The sequence below is a fragment of the Pseudomonas sp. D47 genome (genome assembly GCF_045447305.1).
Classification (GTDB): domain Bacteria; phylum Pseudomonadota; class Gammaproteobacteria; order Pseudomonadales; family Pseudomonadaceae; genus Aquipseudomonas.
The window spans coordinates 115299-129666 of record NZ_JBJGXU010000013.1 but is presented as its reverse complement, the minus strand read 5'-3'; the positions used below and the strand labels follow the sequence as shown (position 1 = coordinate 129666).

12 protein-coding genes are annotated in these 14368 nt (G+C 60.8%); 1 reads left to right on the top strand and 11 read right to left on the bottom strand.

Features of this window, described 5'->3' with window-relative positions:
- Nucleotides 1-2300 (bottom strand): RecQ family ATP-dependent DNA helicase (locus ACI77I_RS12055; RefSeq protein ID WP_406997621.1); only part of this gene is annotated, 2300 nt, incomplete at its 3' end.
- A 504-nt stretch (nucleotides 2301-2804) separates the two neighbouring features.
- Nucleotides 2805-3713 carry a LysR family transcriptional regulator gene (locus ACI77I_RS12050; protein ID WP_406997620.1) on the bottom strand — a complete coding sequence of 303 codons (909 nt, stop codon included), beginning with the start codon at nucleotides 3711-3713 and terminating at the stop codon, nucleotides 2805-2807.
- Nucleotides 3714-3824: 111 nt separating this feature from the next.
- Between ACI77I_RS12050 and ACI77I_RS12045 the strand changes: the two genes are divergently transcribed.
- Nucleotides 3825-4049 carry a DUF2790 domain-containing protein gene (locus ACI77I_RS12045; protein ID WP_094953140.1) on the top strand — a complete coding sequence of 75 codons (225 nt, stop codon included), beginning with the start codon at nucleotides 3825-3827 and terminating at the stop codon, nucleotides 4047-4049.
- Here the strand turns inward: ACI77I_RS12045 and ACI77I_RS12040 are convergent.
- The 9 genes from ACI77I_RS12040 to ACI77I_RS12000 form a co-directional block, all read right to left on the bottom strand.
- Nucleotides 4046-5293, bottom strand: a complete 1248-nt coding sequence (locus ACI77I_RS12040) for an OprD family porin (RefSeq protein ID WP_094953138.1) — start codon at nucleotides 5291-5293, stop codon at nucleotides 4046-4048. The two genes, ACI77I_RS12045 and ACI77I_RS12040, sit on opposite strands and share 4 nt — an antisense overlap.
- A 39-nt stretch (nucleotides 5294-5332) precedes the next feature.
- Nucleotides 5333-6667, bottom strand: coding sequence for an MFS transporter (locus ACI77I_RS12035; protein WP_406997619.1), 1335 nt, complete (start codon nucleotides 6665-6667; stop codon nucleotides 5333-5335).
- Nucleotides 6668-6719: 52 nt separating this feature from the next.
- Nucleotides 6720-7427, bottom strand: a complete 708-nt coding sequence (locus tag ACI77I_RS12030; RefSeq protein ID WP_406997622.1) for a 1,6-dihydroxycyclohexa-2,4-diene-1-carboxylate dehydrogenase — start codon at nucleotides 7425-7427, stop codon at nucleotides 6720-6722.
- Entirely contained in the window at nucleotides 7325-7987 is a 663-nt protein-coding gene (locus tag ACI77I_RS12025; protein WP_406997618.1) for a hypothetical protein, read from the bottom strand. The genes ACI77I_RS12030 and ACI77I_RS12025 overlap by 103 nt, the downstream gene beginning before the upstream one ends.
- 172 nt (nucleotides 7988-8159) lie before the next feature.
- Nucleotides 8160-8924: a DUF6687 family protein gene (locus ACI77I_RS12020; RefSeq protein WP_406997617.1), complete on the bottom strand. Its 765-nt coding sequence runs from the start codon at nucleotides 8922-8924 to the stop codon at nucleotides 8160-8162.
- Nucleotides 8925-9144: 220 nt separating this feature from the next.
- On the bottom strand, nucleotides 9145-10371 hold the full coding sequence (locus ACI77I_RS12015) for a RhtX/FptX family siderophore transporter (RefSeq protein ID WP_406997615.1): 1227 nt from the start codon (nucleotides 10369-10371) through the stop codon (nucleotides 9145-9147).
- 12 nt (nucleotides 10372-10383) lie between these two features.
- A complete protein-coding gene (locus ACI77I_RS12010; protein ID WP_406997614.1) occupies nucleotides 10384-11865 on the bottom strand; it encodes a PepSY-associated TM helix domain-containing protein in 1482 nt (493 codons plus the stop codon).
- Entirely contained in the window at nucleotides 11862-12131 is a 270-nt protein-coding gene (locus ACI77I_RS12005) for a hypothetical protein (RefSeq protein WP_094951148.1), read from the bottom strand. Before ACI77I_RS12005 ends, ACI77I_RS12010 begins: the two co-directional genes overlap by 4 nt.
- Nucleotides 12131-14233, bottom strand: coding sequence for a TonB-dependent siderophore receptor (locus ACI77I_RS12000; protein WP_406997613.1), 2103 nt, complete (start codon nucleotides 14231-14233; stop codon nucleotides 12131-12133). The genes ACI77I_RS12005 and ACI77I_RS12000 overlap by 1 nt, the downstream gene beginning before the upstream one ends.
- Nucleotides 14234-14368 lie beyond the last annotated feature (135 nt).

Here is a 14368-nt window from a genome sequence, read left to right as displayed (position 1 = left end):
GCATTAGCCTCGTACAGATATCTCAAAATGGCCCTGAATTCTTCGAGCCGCCTGGCCGATAAGTTAGCGGTGGCCAGACGCTTATCGGCCTCCTCCTTAGTCAGCTTCAGGCTTGCCGGAAAGATTTGGGTCTGGTTCTCCTCCCTTTTTAAAAACTGCCCTCGCTCTAGCCAGGACACTGCCGTGACCACCTTGGTTTCAGCATCACGTTCTCCGGCTTCAAAGCTAGTATCAACATGCTCATCCATCAATACCTCACCGGCCGTGATGACGAGCCTGCTGCCCTTGCGTCGGTCACTCTCCTTGCGCAATTTGCGCAGGATTTGCTGGATATCACGCAGGGTCAGTTTCGAACCTTCGCACATCCCGAACTGGTTTTCGATGTCCTGAGCGTCATACAGAAGCACGCACCGCGCCTGCCCTTGATCGCGACCGGCGCGACCGGCTTCTTGTAAGTAGTTCTCCAGCGATCCCGGAATATCAGCATGTATCACCAGGCGAATATCGGGTTTGTCGACGCCCATGCCAAAAGCGTTGGTAGCCACGATAATTTTCAGTTCCCCGCCCTTGAAGGAGTCCTGAATATCTTTCTTTTCATGTGGCTCCAGCCCGGCGTGGAAGTACTTGCAAGCCCATCCGTGCCCGATCAAAAAGCCTGCAAGCTCTTCAGCGCCTTTTCGGCTTGAAACGAATATCACCGCGCCACCCTCGCTGGCGCCTAGCTCTTCCTCAAGTAACGTCTGAGTATGGTGGCGCTTTTCTGACCGAGAACACGGCAGGACCTCGAAGTGCAGATTGGTACGCTCGTGGGTACCGATAAAATGCTTGAAGGTGATGCCCAACTGCTCTTTGAAATGCTGTTCGATGTCCTCAAGCACATCAGGTTTGGCCGTAGCCGTAAAGCAGCCAATCGCCGCGAGCGGACCGTCACCAGAGAACTGCTTGATGAAGCGTGAGACATAGAGGTAATCCGGGCGAAAATCTGCGCCCCATTTGGACAAGCAATGCGCCTCATCGAAGATCCAGGCGCCGACCTGACGCTGGGAGATCGCGCGGCGAAAAGCTATATTGCGAAACTGCTCGGGGGATACCAGCAGAATGCCCACATCGCCTAATTGGATCTTCTCCAGCACCTCGGCCCGCTCAGGCATGGTCAACAGACCATTCAAAGTTGCAGCGCATTGGACGTTACGAGCCAGTAGGCCGTCGACCTGATCTTTCATCAGCGACTGCAGCGGCGAGATGATGATCGTCAAGCTGCCGTTGCGGTGAAAGCGGTTCAGCGCCGGTAACTGGTAGCACAAGGATTTTCCGCCCCCTGTTGCAAGAATCGCGAGCACGTGCTTGCCCTGCATGCCTGCCAACACCACGTCATGCTGTAAGGAGCGCCCGTCTGGTTCGGTCCGAAAGTCCTGAATGGGAGCGAAGTAACGCCTGAGCTCGTGGCGAGGATCATGAGTGGTGCTGCAATAGTCGCAGTGGCTTTCCCCGCAGGGAACGTCACGCAGTTCAGCAATCAACTTACCGGTTGCAGGAAATTGGTGGCGCACCCAGGGTGCCAGAACCGAGTTGCCGCCCGACACGCGCAGCCAGGCCAGCGCATAAGCAAGTGGCCAACGCTGGCTGTCGTCCATGAGGTCGCTTTGCAACAACTGGTTCAGTCGTTTACTGCAAACCTTGGAAGTACGCGTCAACGTTGGGTCAGTTTCCCTAAGTAGCTCTGGAATCAGGTGACGAAGTTCTGTGAGGGATCTAGGCTCCTGACCAGTGATCGAGGTAAAGAACGCCCCCAGGTCGCTATTTGGCATTGGAGCGAGCAGCGCTTGGTAGCAGAGCAGTTCTGATTGGAGCTTAATACTCAGGTCTTCGAACGCCCGCCGCTGTTCATTGAACAGTGTCAAGGTTGAGCGGCAATCGGACAGTGGTGAGTTGAGGCTGTCACGAATGAGTTTGTAGTCTTTAACCAGCCGGTGATACGGGTTTTGTGGAAAGGCTAAAGGCGATAGGCGTAGGGTGTCTATCACCGGCAACTGGTGTAATGCCAGATGCGCAGCTTGCTCTAGAAGTATGGGTAAGTCATGGTCGATAACGTTATGACCAAGTACAAAACTAGCGCCCTGCCCTAAGCGATCAAGGGCCTCAAGCACTGCAGGCAGGTCCTTGTTGACCTTATGCTCAAGCTCCTCTTCCGTATCGGGACGCATCGCACCAACCATGAATATGCGGTCAGTTTGATTGGGTTTGCCGGGGACGACTTCCAGGTCAAAAATAAGGCTTTTAGGTTGATCCGGTAAAACCATTTGAACAGCATCCTTGCAATAAACTTCTCGTGTACTGGCACTTTAACGTCAAATGGCACAGTGCGGATAGGTACGCGAGATTGCGGTGATGCTCAAAAATAGGTAGGTGGTGTCGAGGACTTGAATTTATGAAGCAAGCGAACCCGTCTCAGAAGCGCCTACCGAGAAGCTAGAGAGCAGAAGTTTGCTCGCAGTCCCCTGTGCGATGACCAGTCATTGGGTAACCAATTCGATATCCGGGTTTTCGATGTTCAACACATCAAGGGGCTCTAGTTCGAAGCAGTGTTCTTCATCGGGCTGGACGAGCTCGTCGCAGCAATACAGACGCTGTTCGAGCGGTTCCTATATATGGACGCCACCCGGGCGGCGACTTACTTCGGCTTCGTGATCGTTCATGTATGCCGTCTGAGTGGGGGCAAAATTGGGGGCATATAAAGATTCTTTCAAACTGAAACCACCGCCCTAGAGCCAAGTCAAAATGTTTTTTGGCGACCCCGACAGCCTCTAAAAATCCTCGGCGTAATCGCCCAACAGCACCGGCAGTTGCTCGCGTAACCACTCCACCCAGGTGCGTACCTTGGCATCCAGAAACCGCCGCGACGGGTACACTGCGAAAATACGCCGTTCGCGCAGTTTGTAAGCCGGCAGCAACCGCACCAGCGAACCGTCCTGCAAGGCTGCGTGGGCGCTGAAAAACGGTAACAGGCTGATGCCCATGCCCTCTTGTGTCGCCTTGACCATGGCGTCGGCGACGTTGGTTTTGAAGGTGGTGCCGGGCGCAATGGCAATGTCGCCCGCTTCGCCCGGGAACAGCCATTCGTCCTCCTGAAAGTCTCTTAAATGCAGGCGCCGGTGCTGCAGCAGCTCAAGCGGATGCTCGGGCACGCCGTGTTTGGCCAGGTAGCCGGGGGCTGCGCAAGTCACGCTGAATAACTGGCCGATCGTCTGGCTGACCAAGGCCGAATCCGGCAACGCATGGGCGATGCAGATGACCACGTCGTGCCCTTCTTCAAGGGGGTCCGGGTTGTGCTGTGAAAGGGTCAGCGCTATAGACACGTCGGGGTAGTGCTCACTGTAACGGGCGATCAACGGCGTGATCAGTACGCCCAGCCCGCTCATGCAGTGCACCCGCAAGCATCCGCGCGGGTTGAGGTGGGCGCCGCTGGCTTCGGCGGTGGCGGCGTTGATGTCGTCGAGAATGCCTCGGCAGCGCAGTAGGAAACGCTCGCCTGACTCGGTAAGGCGCAAGCGCCGGGTTGTGCGCTGCAGCAGGCGCGCTTGCAGATGCTGTTCCAGGTCGCAGATCAAGCGGGACACTTGCGCGCCGGACAGCGCCAACACCTCTGCTGCCGACGCAAAACTGCCGCTGTCGACAACCTGGGCAAACACCCGCATACCATTGAGCAGATCCATCAGCGTTGCACCTTGATTGCTACGTAATACGTACGAGTTATTTACCGGTTCGCGGCTTTAACCCCGCGCCGGAGCCACTACACTGGACCCTACTGAACAGAGGGCCACAGCATGAACATCAGATTTCTAAGCCTTATCTTGCTCTTCACTGCCACCGGCGCTTTTGCCGCCGGCGGTAATGACAGCCCGGCGTTGGATATCCAGCACGTGGTGTCCACCACCGCGGTACCCGGCAGTTGCCAAGTGGAGCCGGCGACCCTGGTGTACCTCGATAGCCAGGGCGCCCGCCACACCGTCACCTACACGGTGATGGGCACTTGCCAGGGCGGCGTTTAAAGCAGCTTCCAGGTGTAACTGAGGATCAGCCGGTTCTCATCGATGTCGCTGCGGTAGTTGGAACGCGCCATCACATTGCGTACGCGAATACCCAGGCCACTCAATACGCCACTTTGCACGGCATAACCGATCTCGAGGTCACGCTCGCGGTCCTTGCCCTCATAGCCCGCGCCGGTGGTCACGTTGTCGCCGGTGATATAGCGCACCGTGGTCGTCAACCCCGCAATACCCAGCGCCGCAAAGTCGTAGTCGTAGCGCACCTGCCAGGAGCGCTCGTCGGTATAGGCGAACTCGTAGGTGGGCACCTCGTTGCCCAGCGGCGTGATATTGGCAAACACGCGTGGGAAGGCGCTGTCGCCGTACATCGCCTGATAACCCACATAGAAGGTGTGGCCGCCACGCTTGGCCGACAGCAACGAGAAGAACGCCTGGTTGTCGATTTTGCCGAGCAGTTTGTCGCCCTCCTCTTGCGCATCGTAGTAACCCAGGTTGGCGCCCAGCACCCAAGCCCCTACCGGTTGGCTGTGCTTGAGGCCGATAAAGTTCTGGGCATAGATGTCGTTGAGCTGACCATGCCAGAGGCTGACGCTGGTGCGATTGCCGTTGAAGGCATAGTCGCCGCCGACATAGTTGAACGCGTCACTCTTGGCCCCGCGCTGCGGCACATGGCCGAGCATGGCGATCATCTTCTCGTCACCGGCCTCATTGCGCAGGCTGGTAGTGGTCAAGTGCCCGGCCTGCAGCGTGAGGCCGCTGATCTCGCTGGAGCTCAGACTCACCCCCTGGTAACTCGGCGGCAGCAGGCGGATGTCACTGAAGGCCAGCACCGGCAGGTTGGGCTGTAATTCACCGGCCTTCAATTCGGTTTTAGAAAAGCGGGCCTTGAAGGTCAGCCCGAGGCGGCTGTAGTCATCGGCGGCACGGCCATCGTCCTTGACCGGCAGCAAGCCGGTATTGGCCCGATCCGGGCTGCTGTCGAGCTTGAGGCCCAGGGTGCCCAGCGCATCCAGGCCAAAACCCACGGGCCCAGGGGTATAGCCGGATTTGTAGGTCAGGATAAAACCCTGGCCCCACTCTTCGGCCCTGGATTGCTTGTTGGCGCCGACGATGTCCGAGAAGTCACGGCTGAAGTAGTAGTTACGGGCCTGCAAGGTGGCTGTGGAATCCTTGAAAAAATCGCCCTCGTCAGCCGTCGCCGCAAGGGGCACGCCCAACAGGGCATGCCAGATACGTTGTGTGTTCATGTCGTTGCTCTTAGTTATTGTTATCGACGGTTTGGGAGGTCACAGCGCCTGGGCGGCCGGCAAGGCCGCGATGGAGCGCCGTTCGTTCAGGGCGAATACGCTCATCGCCAGTGCGGCAATGGCACCGGGTATGGCAAACACCATGAAGTTCAATTGCAGGGGCAACTCGATCGCCATCAGTGCGCCGCCCAGCAGCGGACCGACAATCGCGCCATTACGCCCGATGCCGGAGGCCCAACCCAAGCCGGTGGCGCGAATCGACAAGCCATAGAGCTGCGCCGCCCCGGCATACAGCAGGATTTGCGTGCCGATAGTGGTAGCGCCCGCGACGAAGATCAGCAGGTACAGGACCGGCATCGGGCTGTTAATGCCCAGCAGGCTGATGGATACCACCGCGGCGATAAAGAAGCCGATCACGACTTTCACTAGGTTCAGCCGATCGCCCAAACGACCGCCGACAAGCGCCCCGGCCATACCGCCCAGGTTCAGGGCAATCAGGAACGACAGGCTCGACCCCAGGCTGTAACCGGCGCCGGCCATCAGCTTGGGCAGCCACGAACTCAGGGCGTAGACCATCAGCAGGCAGCAGAAAAACGCAGTCCATATCATCGCCGTGCGTAAGGCCAAACCATGGCGGAACAGCTCCACCACCGAGGCGCCTTTGCCTTTGCTGTCGGTGACGACCAGTTCATCTTCGGCATTGATTACAGTGCCCGGCGACAGCCGATTAAGCAGCGCCCGTGCCTGATCCACACGGCCCTGGCGGATCAGAAAGCCGATGGACTCGGGCAGCCAGTACACAATCAGCGGCAACAGCAGCAGCGGGATGACCGCGACAAAAAACATCGACTGCCAGCCATAGCTCGGCAGCATGAAAATCCCCACGCTGGCTGCAAGCATCCCGCCCAGGGAATAACCGCTGAACATGACGGCCATCAAGGTGCTGCGCACTTTTTTTGGCGCATATTCGTTGATCAGCGCCGCCGCATTGGGCATCAACCCGCCGCAGCCGAGCCCGGCGATAAACCGCCAGATTCCGAACTCGGTGGGGCTTGTGGCAAAGCCATTGATCACCGTGGCGATGCTGAACAACGCGAAGCAAAATACGATGCCTTTCTTGCGCCCGAAGCGGTCCGCCAGGGTGCCGAAGATCAGCGCCCCAAACATCATGCCGAACAGCGCATAGCTGCCCAGCGCGCCGGCCTGCAAGGGGGTCAGCCCCCACTCGCGCATGATCGACGGCAGCACCACGCCGTAGATAAACAAGTCATAACCGTCAAAGATCAACAGCAAGGCACACAGGCTCACGACCAGCCAGTGGAAGCGGTTGAACGGCGCATTATCAATAATTGAATGAACATCATGGGTACGCATGGCAGTGCTCTCTTTTTTGTTTTTGTGAGTCAGTGTCTGCAGGAACAGCGGGTCAGCCGAGGTCGCCACCGCCTACCGGCAACGTCACGCCGGTGATATAGGAGGCCTCGTCAGAGGCCAGAAACAGAATCGCGCAGGCTTGTTCGTCGATGCTGCCGTAGCGCTTCATCGGGCTGCTGTCGAGGGTCTGGTCGACAATCTGTTGGTACCACACGCGTTCCTGCTCGCTTTGCGGCTGGCTGTTGCGCGGGATGCGGCGCGGCGGTGCCTCGGTGCCACCGGGCGCGGTGGCGTTGACGCGGATGCCACTGCCGGCGGTTTCCAGGGCCAGGCAGGCGGTCAGGGCATTCACCCCGCCCTTGGCCGCGCCATAGGGCACGCGGTTGACCCCGCGTGTGGCCACCGACGAGACATTGACGATGGCGCCGCGGCCCTGTTCCTGCATGTAGGGCAACACGCAATGGCAGCACCACAGCGTGGGGAACAGCGAGCGGCGCACTTCGGCTTCAATCTCACCGACGGCGTAGTGTTCAAAGGGTTTGGCCCAGATAGTGCCGCCGACGTTGTTGACCAGAATGTCGATACGCCCGAACCGCGCCTGGGCGGCGGCCATCACCCGTGCGCACTCGGCGTGTTGTTCCAGGTCGGCGGTGAGGATCAGCGCCCGCTCCTGCTGCAATTCATGCACAAGCTCGGAGCGATCGACCGCGACCAGCCAGGCGCCCTCCTCCAGCAAACGTTCGGCGACACGCCGGCCGATGCCCTGGGCTGCGCCGGTGACCAGCGCACCAAGGCCTCGACGCCGGCCAGCGCCCCCGTGCGCATCCAGAACTTGGGTTGGAACCAGGCACGAAACTCTCCCAGGGCAAGGCCTCGGCGAATCTCCTCCTCAGTGGGAAGGTTTTTTTGCAGTGGCGCGCACACCACTGGAGACCGGCGGTAGGCATAGCGTAAAAGCATTTTGCGCAACGCCCATAATTGCAACGGAGACCTTAAGACCCCCAGCAGTTGCAAGCCAGACAGTGTGCTCATCGGCACCAGCGCGCGACGCAGCTCCGGCCCCAGCTCACCGCATAAGACCACCGCCTGCACCAGGCCAACCCGACCGGCAATACGCAGAAATTCCAGACAGTCGTAGCCACGATCAGCCAGATCGCAGAGCACGATATCGACCCCACCCGCCTCCTGCATGAGGACCATGGCCTGTTCAGTGTCACCTGCCTGAATGACATCGGGCATGCCCAGTTTGTCGAGCACCTTAATCAGAACGCTGCGCTGAAATTGATGGGTTTCCAAAACCAAAACGCGAGGGTAGGCCATGCTCGTCAATCACTGTGCAGCTGCGAAGACGCTGATAGTGGCGGGTCGCGGTCAGACTCAGCGAGAGAAGCATCCCCTTGACTCGTAGGAAATTTCCGACGGAAGCCAGCGATGCGGAAATTGGCCAACCCTCCTCATCGGTCGCCGTCATCCAGCGAACTCAGCCCTGCGATCAACGCCTCAAGCACTGCGCGAACCCTGGGCTGCGCGTGACGGTTTGCAGCCCAGGCCAGTTGATCTCAAAGCCCGTGATCGCCAGATGCGGTAATACCTCGGCCAGATCGATAGCCGCATATTCGACCAGCCGCGTGTCGGGGTGGCTCAACAGGCGCTCACTGCGCGCCAGGTGATCCATGCCTTCAAGATAGCAATGCGCGTAATGTTCGGTGTGCTCCAGCACGTGCTCCACGTTCGGCAAAACGGCTTTGTAGATCTGCAACAGGGCCGTATCGGCATCGAGCGTGCCGGGCGGCTTCGCCTGTGCCGCCAGCGCGTTAAAGGTAAAAGCCGTCCTCAGCGCCTGGGGTGACGTGCCCCTGGAGAAGTCGCCGAGCCTGGCTACATCGATCAACAACTCCTGGTGCCGCAGCGCGCTGGCAGGCGCCAGAAACGCATAAATGGAGGCCAGCCCATCCAAGTCAAAGTGATCGCAGGTGACAATGCTCGCCCCGTCCACGCCAGCGCCTTCGCGCAGACAGTGGAAAGCACTTTGCGTTGACAGGTTGGCTTTATAACGCGCTGGTGTGTGGTTCGATGACCAATGTGAAAGGGTCAGTAATGTCGCTGCGTTATCAATCGAATCCAGTGAGATATTCGGCACCTGGGCGGTTTGCCCCAGCGGTAAATACCGGAACGGGCTGTCACGGTCGATACCGATGGCGCTGGGCAAATCAATGAAGTGGTTGTTGATGATCCCGATCGTCCGCCCGCCCAGCACTCTGGTTTCAAGGTTCAGCAGCAGTGCAGCAAGAACTGCAGCTATTCCGCGCCGCCATGGACGACAGCGCCAGGGTCGAGCGCTGCGAGCACCTGATCTCCGGGGATCGGCGCGGCGTCTATAACATTCAGCCCCGCCAGTGAACCTCGGTGGCTCCAGCGACCATTGCCCCCAAAGGCATTAGCTCATGCCACCTGCACAGGGGTCGCAGACGTTCGGTTCAGCCAGCCACCTGCACCCGCGGGCCTCGGCGCGACACATTCAACGCCACCCCCAACGCCAACACCGCCATCACAACCCCCGCAAGAAACCCACCGCTATACCCCGCCTGAGCCGTCAACCCAACGAGCAACGTCGAAGACAACATCTCGCCCAAATCCCGCGTGCTTTGCACAGCCGTCATGTCCGTGCCCGCCTGATCACTTTGGGCGGCAAAGGCCATGGACGCGGTCATGATCACCACCGACGTGGCGCCGGTGGCAAACGAGCCCAAACCCACCGCCAGCCAGATCAAGCCAGTCTGCGTGGCAAGCAGGCCGGTGGCTTGCAACAGCCAGGTCAGTGCGGCCACGCCAGCCATGCCCACCGCCAGGATGAAGGTCGGCCACAGGCCCAGCACGCGAATCAGCCAAGCGCCGCCGCCGCAGCCGAGCACGACAGTGACCATGCCGCCGCTCATGCCCAATTGGCCGATGGCCTGTAGGGACCAACCGGCGTCATTCAGGAACAGTTTGGACAAGCCGAACCCCGAGACCGAGGTCATTGCCGACAGCAAGGCCAGCACCACCAGCGAGACTGCCTTGGGCCGTTTGATAAACCGCCACAACGAGGCGTGGGCCACGTCCGGCTGTTTGTCCTTGGCCGGTGCGACGTGCAGCCAACCGACGCACACCAGACTCAGCAACGGCACCAGCGCCAGCACACTGAATGCCGTGGTTTGCCCCAGGTAGCCACTGAGCAGCAAGGTGCCGGCGCCGCCGACAAAAAAGCCGACCATGGTGCCGCCGACCTGAATGGCGTTGATGCGCGCGAGCATGTTGCCGGTGAAGTACTCGGCGGCCATGCCGTCGGTGGCGATGTCCTGGGTGGCGCTGGCCAGCGAGGCGACAATCAGCAAGCCCACTGCGATGCCTGCGGTTTCCACACTCAGGCCGATGCTCGCCAGGGTGGCGATGCACAGCAGAACCAGAATCTGCATCGGTATGATCCAGCTGCGCCGCCGTCCCAGGCGCGGGCTCCAATGGTTATCGACCTGGGGCGCCCAGATGAACTTGATCACCCACGGCAGGCCCACCAACGGCAGGAATGCCAGCGCATGCAGCGCGGCGCCATCATGGCGCAGCAGGGTCGGCAAGGCGTCCATCGCGATGCCGAAGCAAATGCCCTGGGACAGGTACAACAGGGCGAAGGTCAACACCATGCGCCAATGTTTCAACAGATCCAACATACGAGTCTCCCCTCAGGCAACGTTAGCGGCGGCAACCCGTGCCGCACGCGTAAAAGCAATCAAACGGCGCAGTGCCAACAAGGCACTGGCGCCACACAGCAACAACACAAGATCAATCGGCCATAGCGGCAGGCTGCCGTGCTTCAAGCTCCCCGCCAGGTGCAGCACACTCGCCGCGACAAAGGCCAAACCCGCCACGGCCAACAACAAGTGCAGCGGTTGACGGTTTGGCGGGACGACACACGCGAGCAACACGCTGGCAAGCCAACCGCCCCAGAACCACCACGCCCAGTTGCCGATACCCAGCGCCCCGGCGCACAGCAACACGGCAGTGGCCGTCAGCAAGCCGCCGCCACCACCGACCACCAGGCGCAACAGCACCTGCCAACCGGCGCCAGCCTTCAGGCGGCGGCGTTCCAGCCACAGGTACACGCCGCTGAGCACCAGCACCGCCGCTGCCAAGGCCATGGCGAAATGCACCGCACGCAGCAGCGGCCCGGCATACGGCACCCAGCGGTAGTCGGCAAAGTGCAGCGGCTGTACCGCAATGAACGCCTGCAACCACAGGCCGCGACCGCTGGCACAGCTGGTGCCCAAGGCGAGGCCGTCATCGCCGCGATAGGTGTGGCGTTCAAATACGGCGGTGCTGGGCACGCCTTGTTGGATGCCGCTGACTTCCACCCACGCGCCCGGCTCGCCCCAGTGGTGCAAGGCGAGGTTTTGCGCAAAGAAACCCGGATGGGCGACGGCGTCCCGGCGCAGCAACTGATCGAGATCAACCGGTGCCGCCCCCGCCTGTGGGCTGACCTGCGGCGGTGCGCCCAGCAACTGCATAAAGGCTTGCTGCGGCGCGCCTGGAAACGCCTGCCCCGCCAAGCCCAGCGTGCCCAGCGCGCCGAGGCCGGACAGCGCGCCGGTCACGCCGAACAACAGCAGCCACGGCCCGCACCAGCGGCCGATCAGGCTATGCAAGTCATGGGCGAACACCCGCGCACCACGGTCACGACGCAGGCGTTTGAGGTCTTGCAAACGCCCACTGTGCAATGCGCTGCCCGCCCAGATCATCAGCAACAGCACCACGCCCAGCAGGCTGACCAGAATCCTTCCGGGGAAGCCGATGAACAGGCTTTTGTGCAGGTTGAACAGGATGTCAGCTGCGTTGCCCGACGCCAGTTCACGACCATTGGCCGGGTCCAACGCGACACTGCAATCCTTGGGCGACCCGCACAGCTCGACCACCGAGTGGCTGCGATCCGGCAGGCGAATGCGCAATTCACCCAATCCCAGGCCACGCTCACCGGCGATATCCAGCCATTGCGCCAGCGGCAACGCCGGGCCTTGCGCCAGCGCCGCCGGGCCGCGAAACCAGGCGCGCAGGTCTTCATGGGCCATGCTCCACGCGCCGCTCAGCAGGATCACAAACAGCACCACGCCAAACACGCCACCCACCCCGGCGTGCACGCGCTGCACAAGCGCCCTCGGTGCGCCCATCATGACCAAGTTCCATCCCACAGCAGCCAGGGCGTAAACAGCAGCAGCCAGGCACTGGAGCGCAACACCAGCCGCTTGCGATCCGGTGCTAGCAGCGACCACAACAGCACCGTCACCAGAAAGCCCAAACCCAGGAACACCCCGGCATACAGGCGCTCCAACCCGCCGCCCCACGGGTAATGCCGCGCCAGCAACACCGCCAGTTGCAAGCTGCTGAGCACACTGCCGGCCAATGCCAGGCTGATGCGTAGCGGCCAGGGGCCAAGCATCAGAACGTGCCTCGCAAGGTCATGTTGAGGCTACGCGGCTCGCCGTAGCGGTTGTTCCAATTCACGTTGGACAGGCTCTGGTAGTACTTGCGATCCGCCAGGTTGTTGCCATTGACTGAGGCCGTCCAATGGTCATCGATACGGTAGGCGACCCGCGCATTCAGCAAGGCATAACCGCCCTGCTCCAGCGTCACCGCGCCGGATTGTGCGCTGTAATCACTTTGCGCCTGCACACCGGCGCCGACGCTCCAGCGCTGCTCCTGCCACGGCAATTCGTACTGGGTCCAGATCCGCGCCATATGGCGCGGGGTGAACTCGGCATAGCGTTCGCCCGAGGCGTTGTTGGTGTCCTTGAGGTACTCGGTGGTGGTGTAGGTGTAGCCGGCGGAGACGTTCCACTGCGGGGTGATATAGCCGGTACTTTCCAGCTCGAAGCCCTGGCTGCGCACCTTGCCGCCACTGATGTAATAAGTGTTTGGCCCCGCACCGGGGTGCTCGGGGTCCACCTGTGGGTTGTTTTCCAAGTCGATACGGAAGACTGCCAGCGACACATTCAAGCGGCCATCGGCCAACTCGCCCTTGATCCCGGTTTCGTAGGTCTTGCCCTCGACCGGCTTGAGCAGGTCGCCGCTCCAGGTTTGCCCGGTCTGCGGCTGGTACACCTCGGCGTAGCTGGCGTACCACGACCAGTTCTGCGCGAAGTCCCAGATCAGGCCACCATACGGCGTGATTTCGCGGCCAGGGGTGAAGTGGCTTTTCGGCGCGTCCTGGTCCCACCAGCTGGCGCGGCCACCGATCACCAACGTCAACGGGTCGAACAATTTGTAGCGGGTCAGCGCGTAGACGCCCTTGGAGGTGGTGGTGGTCGAACCCGGCGAGGTGTAGGCGCCAATCCCGGGGTTGGGCACGCTGCTCGGGTCCCAGCGATACACGTTCACCGGCAGATTCAGGGCCGTGGTGAACGGTGCGGTGTGCTGCTCGGTCTCACCCTGACTGTAATGGGTGCCCAGCAGCAACTCATGGCTGCGCCCGAACAACGAATACGGGCCGTTGACCGAGGCATCCACGCTCTTCTGGGTGCTGTTGAATTTGTACGCGCCGCTCATCAAGCTCGCACCGTCGCCGGTTTGCGGGTCGATGGCACCATAGGCACCGGCATACCGCAGGCTGGAGTCGGCGTCCTGGTATTCGGCCGCGACCTTGGCTTTCCAGTCGTGATCGAGTTGCTGCTCGAGGGAGCCGAACACCCGGCGCGTGGTCCACTTGAAGCGGTCCCAGTCCACATCCAGGTAGGTGGAGCGCGGCAGGTTCAGGCTCGAACCGTCCTTGGCCATCGGCACGCCGGCCATGTTGGTCACCGAATCGATGGTCTGGTATTGCGCCCCCAAGGTCAGCAGCGTGTCGGGGCTGAGGTCGAACTCGGTGATGCCGTAGAGCAACTGCGTGTCTTGCTTGCCGACGTCGTAAAAATAGTCGCGGTCCTCATAAGCCGCCACCACACGCCCGCGCACGTTGCCGGTTTGCGTCAACGGCCCGCCCACATCCACTTCGCCACGGTAGCGGTCCCAACTGCCGCCGCTGAGCAAGGTGCTGGCGGCGAATTCCTTTTGCGGGCGCTTGCGCACCAAGTTGACCGTGGCCGCCGGGTTGCCGCTGCCGTGCAGCAAACCGTTGGAGCCACGCAGGATCTCGACGCGCTCGTACACCGCCATGTCCTGCGGCGAGCTGGCGGTTTCACCAAGCATCGCCGGTACGCCATCGAGTTCGAAGGAGTTGATCTTGAAGCCGCGCACGTAGTACGCGGTGGTCAGCAACTGGAACGGCTGCACCGTCACGCCGGTGGCCTGCTGCATCACTTCGTCGAGGCTGAACAGGTTTTGCTGCTCGATGCGCTCGTGGTCGATCACACTCACTGACTGCGGGGTTTCACGCAGCTTGAGCGGCAGCTTGCCGATGCTGGTCACGCCCGGCGACGTCACATCGCCGGAGATGTCCTCACCGGCAATTTCGACATTGCCCAACTGCACGGCGGCAATCGCCTGTGCCAAGGGGCTCAACCCCAATACCAGCACAATCCCCAAGTGTGCCCCGTTACGCTTCAAACCCCGCCCAACCTTTGCTGCTCCCCGGTGTGACATTGCCCCGCTCCATTATCGATAATAATTCGCATTAGTATCGTTTAAACGAAGTAAGCGACTTTTCGATTTAGGGACTTTTTCAATTGATGCCCGGCGCTT